Source organism: Ligilactobacillus ruminis DSM 20403 = NBRC 102161 (assembly GCF_900113455.1).
GTDB lineage: Bacteria > Bacillota > Bacilli > Lactobacillales > Lactobacillaceae > Ligilactobacillus > Ligilactobacillus ruminis.
The window spans coordinates 44,682-63,685 of the sequence record NZ_FOPI01000012.1 but is presented as its reverse complement, the minus strand read 5'-3'; the positions used below and the strand labels follow the sequence as shown (position 1 = coordinate 63,685).

The window sequence follows — 19,004 nt, the reverse complement described above, 5'->3', positions numbered from 1 at the left end:
CTGTCCCTTGATTCATTCGGATCAGGGATGGCAGTATCAGTTGCCTTACTATACTCAAAGATTGGCTAACCATCACTTTGTTCAAAGTATGTCTCGTAAGGAACATTGTCTGGATAACGCACCAGTGGAAAGCTTTTTCCACATACTGAAAACTGAGTTGCTGGATGGGCTACCATTATTTGAAGACATTACTGCATTTCAAATGATGGTTCAAGACTATATCCATTTCTTTAATTACGAACGGGTTTCTTTAAAAACAAAAGGCATGACTCCGGTAGAATACCGAAATCATGCCATGACAGCTTAATTGTTTAATTTTGTCTAACTTTTTTATTGCACTTCAATAAATCATGGCCTTTTTTAAAAATGAGATAAAAATGCCTTAAATTAAAACTCAATAAAAAATTAAAACGGACCGCTTTGAAAACTTTGCTTCAAAGGGTCCGTTTTAGAAATTCTCTAATCAAAAAAAGATTTTTCCCGCAAAAATCTGCAGAAAAAATCCCATTTTAAACTTTAAAAAATTGATCAGTCTTCCTCGCGCTTCTTCAATCCCATGAACGCAAGAACCCCGGAAAACGCGAGCGTGATCAGACCAAGAACGGTGTAATTCTTGACATCGTCGCCTGTTGCCGGACTTTCCTTGCCGTTTGATCCGGTTGAAGAATTCGACTTGCCGTTTGCTGAAACGTTCGAGCTGCCTGGCTTTGCGCCAACGTCAGGATTGCCTTCAGACTTGCCGCCGTTGTTTGAACCGTTGCCTGCGGTCTGTCCGCTGCCCAGCCGCTTGTTATCGTCCTCAGAACCTTTGCCTGTCTTTTGTTCAGACTTCTTCACGATGACGTTCGTCTTGAGCACTTGGCTTTCGTTGCCGGCATCGTCATATGACTGAAATTCCACGACTGCATCCTTGTCAACCGTAAACGGCCTGTCGTAGTTCTTCCATTCGGCCTCGCCTTCAAATCTGTAACGCAAGTGGTTAAACGTCTGATCCGTGTCTTCTTTGGCGAATCCGAGCGTAACCGTCACTGATTCCTGTGAACCGTCAGTCGAGCTCAACTTGACGGTCGGATCCGAGTAAATTGCGTTGACGACGTTGTTTACGCCGACTTTGGTCGTTTCAGATTCGTTGCCGTAAACGTCAGCATATTTGAATTGATATTCGCCGTTTGTCGCAACGCTGTATTTGCCATCGGAAACTTCGCTCCAAGTGCTGCCATCCGTTGAAACATAAAGCTTTGGAGCCTCATAATTCTTGTCAAAGTCGGCACCTGCTGCGGAAAGCACGACCGTTTGCGCTTTTTTCGACGTGTTCGGCGTTACGACCGGCGCCTTGAGCACGGCTGCGTGATGCGCAAGCGTAAACGAAGCATCCGTCGCATTGCCTGCCGAATCTTTCAAGGAAACGGCAACTTTCTTCGTGCCTTCGACGACCGGATCGATGCTGTATGAAACGTCAGCCGCAGCACGACCCTTGAAGAAGTCTTCATTAAACAGATAGTAGTCCTTGTCGGTAAATGCAGCATCACCGTCAACTTTCAGCAAGTAGCCGCTGAGGTTGTCGTTGATCTTTGCCTTGAGTTCATACGGATTCTTGTTCGTATAAGCGGTCAGGTTGCCTTTTGCATCGGACGTCATATTTTCAAGCTGAAGCGAAGGAGCCGTTCCGTCAACCCAAAGGATGAAGCCGTAATCAACGACCGGTTTGCCTTCGTTTAGTTTAGAGGACTGGACGAAGACCGGCAGAGACTTTGAGCCGTTCGTGATTCCCGTTGCCGTATAGCTGAATGCCAACGTGTTCTTATCATATTGAACGTCTTTTCCTTGAATCTTAAAGACGTCGACCGGATACCTGAGCTTGCCGGTAATCGTCAGTTCGCCTTTTTCGGCATCGTAGCCCGTTGTCGTCTTGCCAACGACCGTCACGCCGCTTTCAAGGTTATCGAAATCAAGCACGCTGCCGTTGTACGTTGTCGAATTAGTCGTCCGCACGTTGAACGTCTTAGTTGAAACGTTGCCGTTTGCAGAAACTGCTGTCAGCGTATAGACGTTGTCGCCGTAGTTCAGATTCAGATCCTGACTGAATTTTCCGCCGACGATCTGAACATCCGTTGCGCCTTCTCCCGTCGACTCGTTCTTCAAGGTTAAAGATTTTGCACCTTCGACTGATCCTGTCAGCTTATACGTGCTTGCCGGAGCCGTCACGGTCTTCGTTGCTTCATCCAAGCCGTCAACCGAAATCTTGGCACAAGAAAGGTCTACCTTAAACTTGACCGAACTCAAAACGTTCTTTCCTTCCCTGTCTTTTGAAGCGGTCAGGACGTTGTCGCCTGTTCTGACTGAAACGCCGGCCTTAAAGTATCCTTCCCCATCGGTTTTGACTTCCTGTCCGTTGATGAAGAACGTTTCATTCGGTTCATACGTTCCCAAAACGTCAAACATCTTCTTTTCGCTGTCAAACCCTTCGGTGTTTTGCGTAATCGTCGTGCCGTTTCCGATGTTGAAATACAGTACGCCTTCAGCATCCTTGACCTGGCTCGTCGCAGAAAAGCCGATATTGCCTGCCTTGTCTTGAGCAGATGCATAAACGTAATTTCGACCGGAAACAAACTCAGACGCTACGCTGTCTTTTGTGACGTACTTATTGGTCTTCTTGTCAAGCATCAAGTCTGTTTTAACAACGTTGTCATTAACGAGCAGAGCCACGTTTTCAACACCGACGCCCTTGCCGTCAGTTGCGGAGAATTCGACTCGTCCGTCTTCTCTGATCTTGAGATCCTTGATTGAAGGCGCAGTATTGTCAATCTTGAACTTGATGTAGCTGACCTGCTTGTCGCCGTCGGTTACCGGAGTCGTCGTGATTTTATATTGATACGTCCCATCAGGAGCGTACTGTTTCTTGCCGTTCTTGTCCTTTAAGGTTCCGTCCCACTTGCCTTCATTATGAGTCGTCCATTTACCTGAAGATGGGTTGTAATAGTCCTTGACGCCGTCATAATCCGTTCCGAGATTATTAACGACTTTTCCGTCCTTGTCAACGATCTGATATTCGGACTTCTTGTAGTTTCTCAGATAATAAAGACTCGGTTCGACGTAATCGTTGATGCCGTCTTCGTTTTCAGGCGAAAATGCTACAGAACCAGTGTCAACGTTGTATTTGCCTTTCTCATCGTCATAGTAGAGCCCAGGAACGTTTCCGTCGTTCGTCGTCAAGAATCCGGCATAAGTCGGCAGGTTCCAATCGTCTTCATAAAGCATATTGCCGATAATCCGGCCCTTGCTGTATGTCCCATAAAAGCCCATGTACGGAACGACGAGATTCGGCGCATCTCCCTTTCCTTCAAAGCCAACGTACCCTTCGACGAACTGCTGCTTTTCAAATCCTTGCGGAAGCGACAAATTGAACGTGACTTGCTTTGACTCGCCGGCTTTGACCGTAATCGCATTCTTGTCCGTCGAAATCTTCGCCTTGTCAATCTTCGTATCGTAGATTTCACCGTTGTCATCCGTCTTTTGCCGGTAGACTCCGCCGTAGTCATTGAACGAATACTTCTCGTCTTTTGAACCGTAATTGTGAAGCGTTACGGTAAAACTTGCGGAAAGGCCGATTTCCTTGAGGGCAACCGTCCCTAAGCCGGTCTTGTCATAAGTTGCCGAAACGTTGTTTCTAACTGCTCGATCAACATTGATCTGACCTGCGCCCTGGCGTCTTGGGGAGATGATTTCTTTCGTATGCTCCTTGTCTTTCATAGGGGTCGCGGTATTCAAAACGGAATTCTTGGCAAAAGTCGTCAAAGCCTTGCCCGAAAGGCCAAGATTTCGATTCTTGATTCCTTGAAGAATCAGTGCTTCCGAACCTGCAACAAACGGTGAAGCCATTGATGTTCCGCTCATTTGCTGATACTTGTCGTTATTGGCAAGCGAATAGATTTTTCCGCCCGGAGCCGAGATTTCCGGTTTGAAATCAAGCGCAGGAGTTGGGCCCCATGAACTGAAGTCCGACATCTTTCCGCTTGAAACGTTCGTCACCAGCTGCCGTTCGAACTTCAAATTGATCGTCTTGCCGGCCGCAGCCGTTTCTTCAAGCTTTTCGCCATCGGCAAGAGATACTCCGACCGCTGGGAACGTCTTGTCATCAATCGCCATCGAAATCAGATCGGTTCCGACGTTGTTGTAGATGATGACGCCGACGGCACCATGTGCTTTGGCATTATTGACCTTTTCCGAGAAGGTGATTGCGCCACGCTTGACGAGCGCAATCTGTCCTTTGACGTCTTTTCCGTCATACTCGCCTTCTGAGCCGGTTCCGACCGAAACGACTTTATGTTCACCGGTCATCTGAGCATAGTCCGTTTCCTGCTGGCTGATCGCTGTCGATCCGTCCTTCAAATCAGCAACCGAATCGAACTTGACATGGCCCGACGCATCTCTCATCGTTGGCGAAACGACTTTTTCGTTTTCAGAAGAAGCGACCGTCAAGGCTTCGGGCGCAATTCCGGGTGCCCCGACCGTGCTCAATTCGTCAGAGTCAAACTGCTGGGCGGGATTTCCGCTCCCGGTTGACGTCGAAACGCCGCTGTTTCCGGCTGAGATTACGCAAAGAACGCCTTGTTCAGAAGCTTTTCTGACCGCAGACTGTTCAGGATCGTTTTCATCAACGTTTGAACTGACGGACCCAAGACTCATGTTGATCACGTTTGCTCCCAACTTGACCGAGTCTTCGATTGCAGCAATTAAATCATCGTCATAGCAGCCTTTGATCGAGCCATTGTTTGAAAAGACCTTCATTGCGAGCAACTGCGCATCCGGTGCGACGCCTTTGACGGAATCGGCCTCCGTCCCGTTGGCAGCCGCAATGCCGGCAACGTGCTGACCATGCATGTCGCCATTGCCGTTGTCGATGACGTTGTCGTTGCCGTCGGCGTAGTTGTAGCCATAAGGAACCTTGTCCGTATAAAATTTGCCGTGTCCGAACTCCTTTGCCTTAGCTTCAACGGAATTTTTTGAAAGCGCGGTCTTTGTTCCGGCATCAAGCTTCAAATCCTTGTGATTGTAATCGATTCCGGTATCAATAATCGAAACGACCATGCCTTCTCCTTTGAGCTTGTGATTTTGCCAGACTTTTTGAACGTCCGCCATTTCATTTGCGGAAGAATCGGCCGGATAATAAACACGAACCGGTTTGACAGAAGCAACGCCTTTCAGATCCTGAATCTTTTGCAAATCGGAAACTTTGACGTCAATCGAAAAACCGTTGACCAGATATCCGAACGAGCGCTTGACGCTGCTTCCCGAAATTTTTTCAACCTGCCTGCGAACGTCGGCCTGTGCTCCTTTGACCTTGTCGACTGCTTTTTCGATCTTTTTGACCGATTCCGTCGAACCGGTTGGTTTTGCCGTATGATCAACGGCCGCATCGGCATCAAGCGTCACAATCACGCGAACCTTGGAATTTTCGTCCGTCCGGCTCGTCTGTCCTTTTGCTTCCTGCTGCTCCTTGATTGATTCAAGAAATTTTTGCTTGTCGATTCTGGCCTTTTGCTTGTGTTTTTCCTGCAAATATTTGGTCAGGATCTGCTTGGACTTCGATGATTGCGAAACGACGTCGGCTGAAACGCTTGATTGCAGCGACAAAGCCTCGATTGGAGCATTCAAAACAGCACCGCACAAGACCGTTGCTGCTATCAAATGCAGAGCTTTGTCGGCCCTGCTTGAATTTGAAACGCTTTTATCGTCCTTCAAATTATGTAACCCCCTATTTAAAACCCTTGCAACAAACTACTCATATTCATAATATTATCAAAGCTTTTTAAAAACATCAATCATTTTTTAATTTTATTTTCACTTTCAGCCCATGAAGCGAGTTGATATCTTGATAATAATGTCAAAAAATGAATTGTGCAAAACCTTTTTATGACATCGTTATGGATTTAAATTTATCATAATTTAATTTTTATTTACATTATTATATTAAGATTAAAAAGAATTAATCGAATGCAAAAGATTCCGTTTTCTTCTTGAATCTAATGAAATTCCGAACGAAGGCAATCGATTTGTGCTTGAATTCATATTTTAATTCTTTTTTGCACATGGAACTATCCTTTTTAAATACAGTGCTGCTCACCCAATTAAGCCAAAATTTCATCCAGACTTACGAACAAAGCAGCCCCGTAAACGGCAGTGATTTTGCCAAATGCAACGTCCGCTAAATCAGCGCGCAAGCTCTTTTTGGTTATTTCCATCATGGAAGACGAAAAAAACCGGATGATTTGCAATTGGTTGCAAATCATCCGGTTCTTCAATTTGAGGCAAAGTTTTTTCCCAGCCTCTCTTCATCATATTATGCTTAATGCTTTTTGTTCTTCAAAGCCTTTTCGCGAGCTCTCTGCAGCTTTCGTGCTTTCTTCTTTTCAAGGCGTGCCTTTTCTTCGCGTTCGCGTTTAATCTTGAACGGATTGTTGATCAACAACGTTTGACCAACGGAAAATGCATTCGTGACCACCCAGTACAACGACAAGGCGGCAGGAACGCTGATGGCCGTGACAAGAATCATCAACGGCATGAACACCATCATCCCTGTTGTCATGGCATTTTTTTCGGGCTGTGCTTTAATGCTCAGCCATGAAGTAAGGAACGTGAAGATTGCAGCAAGAATCGGCAAGATATAATAAGGATCTTTATCCCCCAGCTGCATCCACAAAAATTTGCCCGTCTTCAATGTTTCGGAACGGAAAATTGCTTGATACAAAGCAATCAGAACCGGCATTTGAACCAAGAGCGGCAAACATCCGGCAACGGGATTTACTCCTGCTTCCGCATAGAGGCGCTTTTGTTCTTCGCTCATCATGCGCATTTGTTCAGGATCGCTTCTATCCGGATACTTCTTTTGAAGTGCCATCAGCTGAGGCTGAATCTCAGTCGTCTTGCGCATCGACTTCATTTGATAAATCATCAACGGCAAGATGATGATTCTGACGATAATCGTAAATACCACGATTCCCCAGCCATAGTTATAACCAAAAATTCTGCTGAGACCTTGGATGGCTCTGATGAAGTTCCAGATAATGTAGTGATCCCAAAAACCGGTGCTTGAAGCATCGACCGGACTCGTACCACACCCGCTGAGAACAAGCATCAAAGACAAAACCCCCAAGAGAGCTCCTGTGCGTTTAACTCTTCTCAAACTGGTCTACCTCACTTTTAATAACGTAGCTATTGTTCAGTCTAATCAACAAGCTTGAGGTGTGACCACTCGCTCCAATTTCCTGCTTAACGAAGGTCACTGTCGACTTGGTCATCATTCAAGACTTTAGCCAAATGCAGGACATGAATCAGATGCTGCTTGACTTCAGCAGTCGACATAAACGCCACGCCTGGACGAGCGATTACGATAAAATCACAATCTTGCTTCAGCTGCGGTTTCAACTCTGTCAAGCTTTGACGAATTCGACGCTTGACCCAGTTTCTCGCAACAGCATTGCCGATTTTTTTACCAACGGAAATTCCGACGCGAAAATGCGGCTGCTTCGGCTTTTCAATCATATAAACCACAAACTGCTTGTTGGCACATGACTTGCCTTGAGTGAAGACTTTCTGAAATTCCGCTTCCTTTTTGACGCGGTATGATTTTCTCATAAGACATCTCCAAATTCATGTTTGGCCGATAAATTTAAAAAAAAGACCACTGACGGTCCAGTGGCCTATGCAGACAATACCTTTCTGCCTTTACGGCGTCTACGTGCTAACACATTGCGGCCGTTAGCTGTGCTCATTCGCTTGCGGAAACCGTGTACGCGTTGGCGATGGCGTTTCTTTGGTTGAAATGTTCTCTTCATTGATGTAACACCTCCCGTTTGATTAATTTCATTTGCTGACAAATTCAGACTTACTTTGTAATATTAACACACTTTACATCATAATTAAAGTCATTTTTTTCAGAAAAATCATCAAGCACTGTCACCTGTGAATAAATCAGAACCTGTGAAACTTTTTGACTTATCCACAATATTGCGGAAATTGTCCACCGTTTCCTTCTTTTTGAATGTGGCTTTTTTTGCTCTTTCCACACTTTTAATAACAAGTTTATCAACAATCAACAGGCTGTGGATATCAACCTGTTGATTTTGTTCTTTTCTCTTGTTGATAACTTGCCAATTCCGTTTGGCATCAGATCGTTTCCGGGTCAGTCTTCTTGTGGACAACTCAAGCAAAAAAATAAAAAATCTCTTTTTATGCACAGCCTGTGGATAACTAAGTTAACAATGTGTTTATGAAATTCATTTCCTTTTCCACAAGTTGTGCATAAGTTGTCAAAAGAAGCCTTATTTCACACCCTGCCTGTGGAAAACTTTTTTTAGTCATGTTAAAATAAATCCATGATAAATTTCTTAAAAAGGAGGTATCTTTTGTGAACGATCTCGAATCCATCTGGCACCTTGTTTGTACCTATTTTCAAGCAAAAACGACTGAAATGTCTTATCGCTCCTGGATTACGACGGCAAAACCCCTTCAATTCACGGATAATACTTTGCTGCTTGAAGTACCGTCAGTTGCGCATCGCGATTATTGGAACAAGAATCTGACAGATCAGGCAGATGCTTTCCTTGAAAAAACACTGGGCGAAAAAATTACCGTTCTGCTGAAACTTCCGGAAGAACCGAATCCTTTCACGATTGCTGAAGAAGAGATCAAAGCTGAAGAACAAGCCGCGCAATCAAATTATTCAGACGCACTGGATTTTTCAGTCAAAACAACGTCATCAAACGCTTCAGAATCCCAATTGAACGAAAAATACACGTTTGACACTTTCGTTGACGGAAACGGCACTCGCATGGCCTATGCCGCAGCACTTGCTGTCGCAGAGGAACCGGCAAATTACTATAATCCGCTGTTCATTTACGGAGGCGTCGGGCTCGGCAAGACCCACCTGATGCACGCTATCGGAAACCGTCTCTTGCAAGACAATCCGAACGCCCGCATCAAATACGTTTCAAGCGAAGCCTTCGCAAATGATTTCATCAATTCGATCAAAAGCAAAAATTCCGATGCTTTCAGGAAAAAATATCGCAACCTTGACTTGCTTTTGGTTGATGACATTCAATTCTTTGCCGAAAAAGACGGTACGCAAGAAGAATTTTTCCACACGTTCAACGCTTTATATGATGACAAAAAACAAATCGTTTTGACCTCTGACAGGCTTCCAAATGAAATCCCCAAGCTTCAAAAAAGGCTCGTTTCCCGTTTTCGTTGGGGACTTTCAGTCGACATCACGCCGCCTGACTTTGAAACAAGAACCGCCATCCTGCGAAAAAAAGCGGAAAGCGACTTTCTCGACGTTTCCGATGATGCATTAAGCTACATCGCCGGAAAAATCGATTCAAACATTCGCGAACTGGAAGGCGCTTTGATGCGCGTTTCTGCTTATGCCAAACTAAAGCACCAGCGAATCACGACGAGTTTGGCAGCAGAGGCTTTGCGCGACTTGGATCAGGGCTCTTCTTCCCACGAGCTGACCATTCCGGAAATCCAAAACAAGGTTGCAAAATACTACCACGTTACGGTTTCCGAACTTCGAGGCAAAAAACGCGTCAAGACGATTGTCATCCCGCGCCAGATTGCAATGTACCTGTCGCGGGAACTGACGGATGCTTCTTTGCCAAAAATCGGACAGGATTTCGGCGGTAAAGATCATACGACGGTTATTCACGCCTATGACAAAATTACCAAAGCCGTCAAAAAAGACAACGCGATCAAAAAAGATGTCAATGCGCTGTTAAAAGAGCTAAAACGATAGCTGTGGATATCTTTGGGATAAAACGAAATTTTTTCCACATTGTTATTAACAACCAGAAAAGCGAAGTTACAGCCTTTTTGCGGAGTTTTCCACAATATCCACAATCCCTACTATTACTACTACCTTATTTTATTTTATATATTCTTATCGTGCAGACAGAAAGGACGATTTTTGTATGAAATTTTCAGTACACAGAGCTGCATTTCTCCAATATCTGAATACGGCTCAGACAGCTATTTCAGGCAAAACAACTTTAGAAATTTTAACGGGTGTTAAACTTAACCTGTCAGCTGATGCCTTGACTATTACCGGCAGCAATTCAGATATTTCAATCGAAACGATTTTGTCAATTGCGGACGAGGATGCGCAACTGACCATTGAAGAACCGGGCAGCGTTGTTTTGCCGGCAAGATTTTTTGGCGAAATCGTCAAGCGCTTGCCGGAAGACACTTTTACGCTGACAGTTAATGATCGCTTCCAAACAACGATCGTGTCCGGCTCCTCTGAATTTACTATCAACGGTGTTGAGTCGGAGGCCTATCCGCATCTGCCGGAAATCGACTCCAAGGATCAGCTCAAAATTCCTGGCGATCTGTTGAAGCAAATTATCGATCAAACCGTAATCGCAACTTCCAAACAAGAAAACAGACCGATGCTGACAGGAATTCATTTGACGATCAATGAATCTGAACTGACAGCCGTTGCGACGGACTCACACAGACTCAGTCAACGAAAAGCAACGCTTGAAAACAACGCAACGGGAAATTATGACATTCTCGTTCCTGGCGATTCGTTAAGCAAGCTGAGCAAAATGTTGGGAGAAACTCAGGAAGACGTTGAACTTCAGATTTCAGAAAATCAAGTGCTCTTTATTCTTGACCACACGTCGTTTTACTCACGCTTATTGGAAGGTCAATATCCGAATACGACGCAACTGATTCCTAATTCTGCTTCAACGACGGTTGAAATCGATGCTCACTCGCTGCTCCGCTCAATCGAACGTGCTTCGCTTCTGTCTCACGAAGGGCACAACAACGTTGTTCGCCTGGTTGTCGATCCTGCGGCCAACACGGCCACGATTTTTGGCAATTCTCCTGAAATCGGCAACGTTGAAGAAGTTCTTGATTTCAATCAGATTGAAGGCGACGAACTTGAAATTTCATTTAACCCGGATTATATGAAAGATGCGCTGCATGCGTTCGGACAAAGCGAAGTCAAGCTTAATTTCACGCTGCCGTTGCGTCCGTTTACGATAGTTCCTTCAGAAGACGACGGTTCGTTCATTCAATTGATTACTCCTGTCAGAACTGCCTGATTTTTTGAAAACGACTGAAAAGCGGCTTGAGAAGGCCGCTTTTCTTTTTTGCACAAATTAACGCGTCTTAAGGCTAAAAGAAAGTGCTCTTTTTTCTCTAACCCGTTTAACTTCACGTTTAACGATTTTGTCGCTTAGGAGTCACAAAGTACTAAAATAAAAAAGAACGGCTTAAAACGCGCATAAAATTGTTTTTAGACCCAAAAAAAGGTATAATCTAAAATGAGACCATTTCAATGAAAGGGAGCAGAACCGTGAAAAAAGAAGTCAGATTGAAAACGCCATGCATTACGCTTGGTCAGTTGTTGAAAATCGAAAATATCGTTTCATCGGGCGGTCAGGCCAAATACTTTCTTGAAGAGCATGCCGATGAAATTCTTGTCAACGGAGAACATGAAAACAGGCGCGGAAAGAAGCTTTACCCCGGAGATGAAGTTGTTGTGGCAGATCAAGGTAAATTTGTCATGAAAACCGGAGAATGATATGCGACTTTCAAACCTCAAACTGAAGAATTTTCGCAATTATCACGAAACAAAGCTTGAATTTTCACCGAACATCAACGTTTTGATCGGAGAAAACGCTCAAGGAAAGACGAATCTGCTTGAATCAATCTATGTTTTGGCAATGACGAAAAGTCACAGAACGACGAATGATCGAGAATTAATCGAGTTTTCAGAAAAAAGTGCTTTTCTTGAGGGAATAGTTGAAAAAAAGACCGGAAATTTACGCTTGTCGTTGTCTTTGAGCAAAAAAGGCAAGACGGCCAGGGTCAATTCTTTGGAAACGCCGCGTTTGTCTCAATATATCGGCAAATTAAACGTGATTCTGTTTTCACCGGAGGACTTGTCATTGGTCAAAGGATCCCCGGCCGTCAGAAGACGGTTCATTGATATGGAATTTGGTCAGATTGACGCCGTTTACCTCTATGAACTGACGCGCTATCGCACGATTTTGCGCGATCGAAACGTCTATTTGAAGCAGCTTCAGACCAAACAGTCAACGGATCGCGTTTATCTGGAAGTATTGACGGAGCAGCTTGCAAAAAGCGGGGCGAAAATCATTTTAAAGCGCCTTGAATTCTTGGAAGAGCTTGAAAACTATGCAAAAATTTTGCATGCAGACATAACGCAGCAAAAAGAAAACCTGACGTTTAAATATAAATGCACGGCAAGCATCGATGATCTTGAAATGAATCAAGATGCAATTGAAATCAGACTAAAGGAAACGTTTGAAACGATCGTCGACAAGGAAATTTTTCAAGGAACGACGTTGATCGGACCTCACCGAGACGATGTCAGCTTCAAAGTCAACGGCAAAAACGTTCAAACGTACGGTTCTCAAGGACAGCAACGAACGACGGCTTTGGCTGTCAAACTGGCCGAAATCGATCTGATGCGTGCCAAAACGGGCGAATATCCCGTCCTGCTTTTGGATGACGTTTTGTCTGAGCTTGACGGAGAACGACAGACTCACCTTTTAAAAGCAATTCAAGACAAAGTGCAGACTTTTTTGACGACTCCGGGATTGAATGACATCGCACGGCAACTGATCAAGCAGCCGCGTCTTTTTCGCATCAATGCGGGAAAAATCGAGGTCAAACCGGAAACGATCATCTTTTACCCTAAAAAAGAAAACGAATCATAGAAAGGACAGTCTATGCAAGTGCATAGCGGGAAGCAGAAGTGACTGATAAAGAAAAGCTTGAAAAAATCAAAGAAGAAAAAGCTAAAGAATATGATGCCAGCCAGATTCAGGTTCTTGAAGGACTTGAAGCGGTCAGAAAACGCCCAGGGATGTACATCGGTTCGACAAGTTCGCAAGGCCTGCACCATTTGGTCTGGGAAATTATCGACAACGGCATCGATGAAGCTCTCGCCGGATTTTGCGACGAAATCAACGTGACCGTTGAAAAAGACAACAGCATTACCGTTCAGGACAACGGCCGCGGAATTCCGGTCGACATTCAGAAAAAGACTGGACGTCCGGCGCTTGAAACCGTTTATACGGTGCTCCATGCCGGTGGCAAGTTCGGCGGTGGCGGATACAAGGTTTCCGGTGGCCTTCACGGCGTTGGTGCCTCCGTTGTCAACGCCCTTTCGACCGAACTTGACGTTCAAGTCAAACGAGAAGGTGATACGAACGTTTACGGAATCGACTTTGAACTCGGCAAAGTCAAAAATCCGATGAAAGTCATCGGACAATGCCAGGAGCATGAACATGGCACGAGAGTTCACTTTTGCCCTGACCCGGACATCTTTAAGGAAACGACGGTTTATGACATCAAGGTTTTGACGACAAGAATCCGCGAATTGGCATTTCTGAACAAGGGATTAAAAATCACGATTGAAGACAAACGTCCGGAAACTCCGACCAGAGAAGAATTTCATTATGCGGGCGGGATCAAACACTACGTCGAATATCTCAACAAAGGCAAGAAGGTCTTGTTCGACGATCCAATCTACGTGGAAGGAGAGCAAAGAAACATCACGGTTGAAGTTGCCCTTCAATATACCGATGACTTCCACAGTAATCTGCTGACGTTTACGAACAACATTCACACTTATGAAGGCGGAACGCACGAATCAGGCTTTAAGACGGCCTTGACGCGCGTTATCAACGATTATGCGCGCAAGGCGGGAATTTTGAAAGAAAACGACGACAACCTTTCTGGTGAAGACGTTCGTGAAGGCTTGACGGCCGTTGTTTCGATCAAGCACCCGGATCCGCAGTTTGAAGGTCAAACCAAAACCAAGCTCGGGAACTCTGACGCGCGTGCCGTAACCGACAAGATGTTTTCTGAAACGTTCAGCAAATTCATGCTGGAAAATCCTTCAGTCGCAAAACGCATCGTTGAAAAAGGCATGCTTGCTGCCAAGGCTCGCGTGGCTGCCAAAAGAGCGCGCGAAGTCACGCGCAAAAAGAACGGACTTGAAATTTCAAACCTTCCGGGCAAGCTTGCCGACAACACGAGCAAAGATCCGGAAATTTCAGAATTGTTCATCGTCGAAGGGGATTCTGCCGGAGGTTCCGCAAAACAAGGGCGTTCTCGTTTGACGCAAGCCATTTTGCCGATTCGAGGCAAAATTCTGAACGTTGAAAAGGCCAGCTTGGATCGAATTTTGGCCAACGAAGAAATTCGGTCGCTGTTTACTGCTCTCGGCACTGGATTTGGCCAAGACTTTGATGTTGAAAAAGCCAATTACCACAAATTGATCATCATGACCGATGCCGATGTCGATGGCGCTCACATCAGAACGCTGCTTTTGACCTTGTTCTATCGTTTCATGAAACCGATGATCGAAAAGGGCTACGTCTACATCGCTCAGCCGCCGCTTTATCAAGTGCGTCAAGGCAAGATGATTCGCTATATTGATTCGGACGAAGAATTAAAAGAGGTTCTCGGAAGCCTGCAGCCGAGTCCGAAACCGGTCGTTCAGCGCTACAAAGGTCTTGGCGAAATGGATGCCGAACAGCTTTGGGAAACGACGATGGATCCTGAAAAACGTCGTTTGCTGCGCGTCAATCTGTCTGATGCGGAAGAAGCAAACAGCGTCTTTGAAATGCTGATGGGAGATCAGGTCGGACCAAGACGTCAGTTCATTGAAGACAATGCCACGTTTGTCAATAATTTGGATGTTTAATTTGCAAAACGCAATGTAAAAATTTAGAAGTGGAGTGAAAAGAACTTGGTAGAATTACCTGATCGTATCAGCAATGTCGACTTGTCAAAAGTCATGCGAACGTCATTTTTGGATTATGCGATGAGCGTTATCGTCGCTCGTGCCTTGCCTGACGTTCGTGACGGCTTAAAGCCCGTTCATCGCCGAATTTTGTACGGAATGAACGAACTTGGCGTCACGCCTGACAAGCCTTATAAGAAATCGGCTCGTATCGTCGGCGATGTTATGGGTAAATATCACCCGCACGGCGATTCTGCAATTTATGAATCAATGGTTCGCATGGCGCAGGATTTCAGCTATCGCTACTTGTTGGTTGATGGTCACGGAAATTTCGGCTCGGTCGATGGCGACGGGGCAGCCGCAATGCGTTATACCGAAGCCAGAATGTCAAAAATAGCCTTGGAAATGTTGCGTGACATCAACAAAGATACTGTTGATTTTCAGCCGAACTATGATGAAACGGAACGCGAACCCGTTGTTTTGCCGTCTCGTTTCCCTAATTTGCTTGTCAACGGCGCAACGGGGATTGCAGTCGGAATGACGACCAATATCCCGCCGCATAATTTGCGCGAAGTTATTTCCGGACTGCATCTTTTAATGGAAAATCCAGATGCGACGACAGCTGAGCTGATGGAAGCAATCCCTGGACCGGACTTCCCGACAGGAGCAATCGTGATGGGAAAATCCGGGATCAGAAAAGCCTATGAAACGGGTCACGGAACAGTGACGCTGCGTGCCAAGGTTGATATCGAAGAGCAGTCAAACGGAAAGTCAAGAATCATCGTTCATGAGATTCCGTACATGGTCAACAAGGCCAACCTGATAACGCGCATTGCCGATTTGGCTCGCGAAAAGAAAATTGACGGAATCACTGATATCAACGATGAATCAGATCGCGAAGGGATGCGCATCACGATCGACATCAGAAGAGACGTCAGTCCTTCAGTCGTTTTGAACAACTTGTACAAATTGACTTTGATGCAATCGTCGTTCACGTTCAATATGCTGGCAATCGTCGACGGAACTCCGCGAGTGCTCGGATTAAAGCAGATTTTGCAATATTACTTGAAGCATCAAGAGAACGTCATTCGTCGCAGAACTGCATTTGACCTGAAAAAAGCGCAAGCAAGAGCACATATTCTGGAAGGCTTGAAAATTGCGCTTGACCATATCGATGCGATCATCAGCATCATCAGAAATTCTCAAAGCGGCGAAGTAGCCAAGGATCGCTTGATGAACGAGTATGAACTCTCTGACAAGCAGGCTCAAGCCATTTTGGACATGAGACTTGTTCGCCTGACAGGATTGGAACGTGAAAAAGTCGATGCCGAATACAAGAAAACCTTGGAAGCAATTGCTGATTTTAAAGATATTTTGGCGCATGAAGAGCGCGTCCACAGCATTATTTATCAAGAATTGCTTGAAATTCAAGAAAAATTTGGTGATGATCGCAGAACCGAGCTGATGGTCGGCGAAGTTTTGAGCATTGAAGACGAAGACCTGATCGAAGAAGAAAACGTCGTGATTGCATTGACGCACAATGGCTACATCAAACGGTTGCCGACAAGCGATTTCAAAGCTCAGCGTCGCGGTGGTCGCGGCGTTCAGGGGATGGGCGTTCACGATGACGATTTCATCGAACATCTGATTACGACTTCGACGCACGATGATGTTCTGTTCTTTACGAATATCGGCAAAGTCTATCGCATGAAGGGATATGAAGTTCCGGAGTACGGGCGGGCTGCCAAGGGAATTCCGGTCATCAACCTATTGGATCTGTCGGAAGGAGAAAAGATTCAGACGGTCATCAACGTTGATCCTGAAAAACGCAACGATTCGCACTTCCTGTTCTTTACAACTGTTCAAGGTGTAGTCAAGCGTACTTCCGTGACAGAATTCGGAAACATTCGAAAGAACGGCCTGAAAGCCATCACGTTGCGTGAGGGCGATGAATTGCTGAACGTTTCGATTACTGACGGCAATCAAAACATCATTATCGGGACTCACGGCGGATATGCGGTAAGCTTTTCAGAAAATGCAGTGCGTCAGATGGGCCGCGCAGCTTCAGGGGTTCGCGGAATCAGACTTCGCGATGACGACTATGCCATTGGTTCAGACGTTTTGAAGCCTGACAGCAACGTCTTCGTGATTTCCGAAAAAGGCTACGGCAAGCAGACGCCTGCTTCTGATTATCCAATCAAAGGGCGCGGCGGAAAAGGCATCAAGACCTCAAACATTACGGAAAAGAACGGTTCTTTGGCCGGATTGACAATCGTTGACGGAACGGAAGACATCATGGTCATTACTGATAAGGGCGTGATGATTCGTTTCAATGTCAAGAGCGTTTCAACAACGGGTCGTTCAACGATGGGCGTCCATTTGATCAATCTTGATGATGACGCAAAGGTGTCGACGATTGCAAAAGTTGAGCCTGAACAGCCGGAAGCAGATGATGAAGAAAATTTGTCAAATGACGAAAATTCAACGGAGCAGACTGAATCATCAAATGATCAGAAAGACTCGCAAGATTCTTCAAGCAATCAGGAATGATGAATGAACAGGACACGAAGCGGGCTTGAATTGAAGATGAAGTTTAAGTCGTAAAAAAGAAAAAAACAGCGAGAAATCGCGTATATTATCAGTAGTAGCACAAATCAGAAAACAAGTTGCAAAATTAATAAATTAATGTTATAATTTTAATTCGTGAGTATCTAAGCTCAAAAATGCTTAAGATTCTCCTTGTTCTAAAATAAGAACCAAAAGTCCATAAGGAGGTGCAAACAGTCATGACAAATTACGAAATTACCTACATCATCAGCCCAGCGTTGGACGAAGCAGCCAAGAACGACTTGGTAGAACGTTTCGACAACATTTTGAAGAATGATGGTGCAGAAGTCGTAGATTCAAAAGACTGGTCTAAGCGTCGTTTTGCTTACGAAATCGGTGGTTTCACAGAAGGTGTCTACCATATCGTAAACATCAAAGCTGAAAATGCGGACGCTATCAACGAATTTGACCGTCTTGCAAAGATCAACGACGGTATCTTGCGTCATATGATCGTTAAACGCAAAGAAGACTAATATAGAGATTAAATATTGAAATAAAGGAGGAGCAGAAATGATCAATAGAGTTGTTTTGGTTGGTCGTTTGACCAGAGACCCTGATTTGCGCTACACGAATTCAGGTACTTCAGTGGCCAGTTTCACTGTTGCCGTCGATCGAAACTTCACTAACCAACAGGGTAATCGTGAAGCAGATTTTATCAATTGTGTAGTATGGGGCAAATCCGCAGAGAATTTTGCCAACTTCACGCATAAGGGTTCGCTTGTCGGAATTGAAGGGCGCATCCAAACGCGTTCTTACGAAAATCAGCAAGGGAATCGCGTGTATGTGACTGAAGTCGTTACGGAAAACTTCTCGTTGCTCGAATCCAAGGCAGAATCTGATCGTTACCGCGCACAGCACGGTGGTTCGGCATCATCTGCTCCTCGTCAACAGAGTCAGTCTTCGTTCGGCGGAAATCCTTACGGAGCTCCTGCCAACAATCAGGGCAGTTATCAGCAAGATAACGCCTATGGCAACGGGAATAACGATGCCATGCAGGATCCGTTTGCCGGCAACGGCTCCAAGACGGATATTTCAGAAGACGACTTGCCATTCTAATTGAAGAGGAGGGAAATCACATGCCACAACAACGCAGAGGCGGACGTCGTCGTCGCAAGGTCGACTTCATCGCAGCCAACCATATCGAATACATCGATTACAAGGATACAGACTTGCTCAAGCGTTTCATCTCAGAACGAGGCAAGATTTTGCCACGTCGTGTAACGGGGACAAGCGCTAAGAACCAACGCAAGCTTACAGTTGCGATCAAGCGTGCCCGTATCATGGGCTTGCTTCCATTCGTAGCTGAAGACTAATCTTTATTTGAGCGTTTAAATAAAATAATATAAAAGCGACCGAAACTATTATTTGTTTCGGCCGTTTTTAATTCATGTATTATTCTAAAAAGTGACATGCTTTTAGAAAAGCTGAAAGAAAACGTAAAAAAATACTTACTGAAAGTACATGAATTTTTTACAAGTTATTGGTACTATATGAAATATAGATTGAGTGATGAAAATCAATCAATCAACTCCCCCTTATAAGCAGAAAGCATATCACCATCCCCCAATGGTGAATATATATACTCCCTATAACATACCTTTTTTCTCCG

At 45.0% G+C, this 19,004-nt stretch carries 15 protein-coding genes; 10 read left to right on the top strand and 5 right to left on the bottom strand.

The window, feature by feature from the left end; genetic code table 11:
• On the top strand, nucleotides 1–307 hold a 307-nt coding region (locus tag BMZ95_RS04820; protein ID WP_143454957.1), incomplete at its 5' end, for an IS3 family transposase.
• Nucleotides 308–528: 221 nt separating this feature from the next.
• On the opposite strand, the gene BMZ95_RS04815 is transcribed toward BMZ95_RS04820, so the two are convergent.
• From BMZ95_RS04815 to BMZ95_RS04795, 5 genes are all read right to left on the bottom strand, one after another.
• Complete coding sequence (locus BMZ95_RS04815; RefSeq protein ID WP_046921933.1) at nucleotides 529–5,742, bottom strand: S8 family serine peptidase; 5,214 nt, start codon at nucleotides 5,740–5,742, stop codon at nucleotides 529–531.
• 604 nt (nucleotides 5,743–6,346) lie between these two features.
• Nucleotides 6,347–7,183 carry a YidC/Oxa1 family membrane protein insertase gene (yidC, locus tag BMZ95_RS04810; RefSeq protein ID WP_046921932.1) on the bottom strand — a complete coding sequence of 279 codons (837 nt, stop codon included), beginning with the start codon at nucleotides 7,181–7,183 and terminating at the stop codon, nucleotides 6,347–6,349.
• Between the two features lie 86 nt (nucleotides 7,184–7,269).
• Complete coding sequence (gene rnpA / locus BMZ95_RS04805) at nucleotides 7,270–7,635, bottom strand: ribonuclease P protein component (RefSeq protein WP_003695901.1); 366 nt, start codon at nucleotides 7,633–7,635, stop codon at nucleotides 7,270–7,272.
• A gap of 65 nt (nucleotides 7,636–7,700) precedes the next feature.
• Nucleotides 7,701–7,835, bottom strand: coding sequence for a 50S ribosomal protein L34 (gene rpmH, locus BMZ95_RS04800; RefSeq protein ID WP_003697606.1), 135 nt, complete (start codon nucleotides 7,833–7,835; stop codon nucleotides 7,701–7,703).
• Between the two features lie 111 nt (nucleotides 7,836–7,946).
• On the bottom strand, nucleotides 7,947–8,210 hold the full coding sequence (locus BMZ95_RS04795) for a hypothetical protein (protein ID WP_046921931.1): 264 nt from the start codon (nucleotides 8,208–8,210) through the stop codon (nucleotides 7,947–7,949).
• 197 nt (nucleotides 8,211–8,407) lie between these two features.
• On the opposite strand from BMZ95_RS04795, the gene dnaA reads away from it, so the two are divergent.
• The 9 genes from dnaA to rpsR all read left to right on the top strand — a co-directional run bounded on the left by dnaA (nucleotide 8,408) and on the right by rpsR (nucleotide 18,708).
• A complete protein-coding gene (gene dnaA, locus BMZ95_RS04790) occupies nucleotides 8,408–9,793 on the top strand; it encodes a chromosomal replication initiator protein DnaA (RefSeq protein WP_046921930.1) in 1,386 nt (461 codons plus the stop codon).
• A 175-nt stretch (nucleotides 9,794–9,968) separates the two neighbouring features.
• Nucleotides 9,969–11,108 carry a DNA polymerase III subunit beta gene (gene dnaN / locus BMZ95_RS04785; RefSeq protein WP_014072627.1) on the top strand — a complete coding sequence of 380 codons (1,140 nt, stop codon included), beginning with the start codon at nucleotides 9,969–9,971 and terminating at the stop codon, nucleotides 11,106–11,108.
• A 254-nt stretch (nucleotides 11,109–11,362) separates the two neighbouring features.
• On the top strand, nucleotides 11,363–11,590 hold the full coding sequence (gene yaaA, locus BMZ95_RS04780; protein WP_014072629.1) for a S4 domain-containing protein YaaA: 228 nt from the start codon (nucleotides 11,363–11,365) through the stop codon (nucleotides 11,588–11,590).
• A 1-nt stretch (nucleotide 11,591) separates the two neighbouring features.
• Nucleotides 11,592–12,752, top strand: a complete 1,161-nt coding sequence (recF, locus tag BMZ95_RS04775) for a DNA replication/repair protein RecF (protein WP_003697610.1) — start codon at nucleotides 11,592–11,594, stop codon at nucleotides 12,750–12,752.
• 38 nt (nucleotides 12,753–12,790) lie between these two features.
• The gene (gene gyrB, locus BMZ95_RS04770; protein WP_046921929.1) at nucleotides 12,791–14,749 is read left to right on the top strand and encodes a DNA topoisomerase (ATP-hydrolyzing) subunit B; all 1,959 of its coding nucleotides are present in this window, start codon (nucleotides 12,791–12,793) and stop codon (nucleotides 14,747–14,749) included.
• A 45-nt stretch (nucleotides 14,750–14,794) separates the two neighbouring features.
• A complete protein-coding gene (gyrA, locus tag BMZ95_RS04765; protein WP_014072631.1) occupies nucleotides 14,795–17,338 on the top strand; it encodes a DNA gyrase subunit A in 2,544 nt (847 codons plus the stop codon).
• A 236-nt stretch (nucleotides 17,339–17,574) separates the two neighbouring features.
• A complete protein-coding gene (gene rpsF, locus BMZ95_RS04760; protein ID WP_014072632.1) occupies nucleotides 17,575–17,868 on the top strand; it encodes a 30S ribosomal protein S6 in 294 nt (97 codons plus the stop codon).
• A 37-nt stretch (nucleotides 17,869–17,905) separates the two neighbouring features.
• Entirely contained in the window at nucleotides 17,906–18,451 is a 546-nt protein-coding gene (gene ssb / locus BMZ95_RS04755) for a single-stranded DNA-binding protein (RefSeq protein WP_046921928.1), read from the top strand.
• 20 nt (nucleotides 18,452–18,471) lie between these two features.
• Nucleotides 18,472–18,708 (top strand): 30S ribosomal protein S18, encoded by a 237-nt coding sequence (gene rpsR, locus BMZ95_RS04750; RefSeq protein ID WP_003695889.1) that lies wholly within the window; start codon nucleotides 18,472–18,474, stop codon nucleotides 18,706–18,708.
• Nucleotides 18,709–19,004: the final 296 nt, after the last annotated feature.